Origin of the sequence: Blautia intestinihominis, assembly GCF_040096655.1 — a bacterium.
Classification (GTDB): domain Bacteria; phylum Bacillota; class Clostridia; order Lachnospirales; family Lachnospiraceae; genus Blautia_A; species Blautia_A intestinihominis.
This window is the reverse complement of record NZ_JBBMEI010000164.1, coordinates 1-1,900: the sequence shown is the minus strand read 5'-3', so window position 1 is coordinate 1,900 and position 1,900 is coordinate 1. Positions and strand designations below refer to the sequence as shown.

At 45.8% G+C, this 1,900-nt stretch carries 3 protein-coding genes; all 3 read right to left on the bottom strand.

Going from position 1 to position 1,900, the window contains the following annotated elements:
* The coding region (locus tag WMO75_RS19410; RefSeq protein WP_349078830.1) for a rod shape-determining protein at nt 1–351 on the bottom strand (351 nt) is incomplete at its 3' end.
* A gap of 12 nt (nt 352–363) precedes the next feature.
* Entirely contained in the window at nt 364–1,074 is a 711-nt protein-coding gene (radC, locus tag WMO75_RS19405) for a RadC family protein (protein WP_022214992.1), read from the bottom strand.
* Nucleotides 1,075–1,163: 89 nt separating this feature from the next.
* A partial coding sequence (locus WMO75_RS19400) for an NAD(P)/FAD-dependent oxidoreductase (protein WP_349078827.1) occupies nt 1,164–1,900 on the bottom strand: 737 nt, incomplete at its 5' end.

Here is a 1,900-nt window from a genome sequence, read left to right as displayed (position 1 = left end):
ATTTGCCACATAATAATACGCCCTCTTCTCAAACGCAGTCATATCCAGTGGAACTGAAAAAAACATATCGGATCCAACTCCCAGAAATTTATCGATTTTTTTCATCATACTGTATAATGCGATCTCCTGGAGTTCCAGATTTGCAATCATACCAAATGTCATCGGAGAATTCACGGCAATGTCTACCGGAGATTTTTCAAACATCTCATAGGCTTCATTTCCCACTGCAATGATTCTGCGTCCTCTGGATGCTACCATGTTTTTTTCCATGTAACTCTTGTTTTTTAAAAAGGAATAGACTTTAATCGTGCTGCTTCCCAGATCTATTCCGTATGTTTTTCTTAAAAGCATAAAACAATCCCTTCATTCCAGGTATTCTCCGAGTATTCCTTCTTCCCTGAAGCTTACATACCTGTGATCACCGATAATGATATGATCCAGAAGACCAATCCCAAGCATCTCTCCTGCCCGGAAAATCCGTTCTGTGACTTCGCGGTCACATTGGCTTGGAACCGGATTGCCACCCGGGTGATTATGTACCAGAATCAGACTGACCGCATGATAGCGAAGTGCTTCCAGATATACTTCCCTTGGAGTGATCAGTGTTGCATTGACTGTTCCCTTGGAGAGAATCGTATCATTCAGTAAATGGTTCTGGTTATCCAGCATCATACAGATCATTATTTCCTGTTCCTGATGACGAAGCTGCTCCATATAATAGGCTGCAATCGAATCCGGATTCTGAAAACTCAAGTTTGGTCTGGCTGCCGCACATGAGATTCGCTTTGACAATTCTCCAATGCATTTAAGCTGCACCGCCTTGACAGTGCCAATCCCATGTATCTTCTTAAGGTCTGAAAGGGAACTGTGAAGGATTCCCAAAAGACCGGGATATGAAGAATGTTCCATATGGTTCAGGATCTCATTTGCGAGGTTCAGCGAATTCTTCCCTCTGGTCCCGGACCGGAGGATCACTGCCAGAAGTTCACTGTCACTGAGTGTACTCTCCCCGTCCCGCATGCATTTCTCATAAGGACGTTCGGATTCCGGTATATCTTTGATGGTTTGATTCATATATCTTACCTGCGCTCTCTAAATAAGTTCAGGCCCCCGAAGAATCAAAACTCATTTTAGCATAAAAAGAGGGAGATGTACACTCCCTCCTAGAAATTTCTAAATTTTTCACAAATGAACTCTGCCGCCTTGATCCCATCCATCGCAGCAGAAGTGATGCCTCCGGCATATCCTGCGCCCTCTCCGCATGGATAGATTCCTTCTATATTAGAGAGTCCTTCTTTACTCCTTGTGATCCTTACAGGAGAAGAAGTCCGGCTCTCAATTCCACTTAAGAGCGCATCTTCACGGTCAAAGCCATGAAGTTTCTTACCGAATGCAAGAACGCCTTCCTCGATGGAATCCCCGATTGCCTTTGGAAGAATGGAACGCACATTGGAAAGTACAAATCCGCCCCTCATCTGAGGAACGACTTCCCCTAATTCTGTACTTGCCTGATCTTTCCTGAAATCTCCAAAAAGCTGAACCGGGATCCTTCCTTCGCCGAGTTCCCACGCTTTTCGTTCGAGTTCTCTCTGGAATGCGATCCCGCCAAGTGGTGTCTCATCCGGGAAATCTTTTGGGTTTACGGTGACGATCAGGGCACTGTTTGCATTTTTGCTGTCACGCGCCTGATAGCTCATGCCATTAACGGCAAGTCGTCCCGGCTCCGAGGAAGCATTTACGACATAACCTCCCGGACACATACAGAAAGAATACACGCCACGGCCATTCTCGCAGGTATGTGTCACCTTGTAGCTCGCCGCCCCCAGGATCTCATTTTCTTCCTCACCATAGAGGTCTTTGTTGATCATGCTCTGTGGGTGCTCCATACGTAGTCCGACAG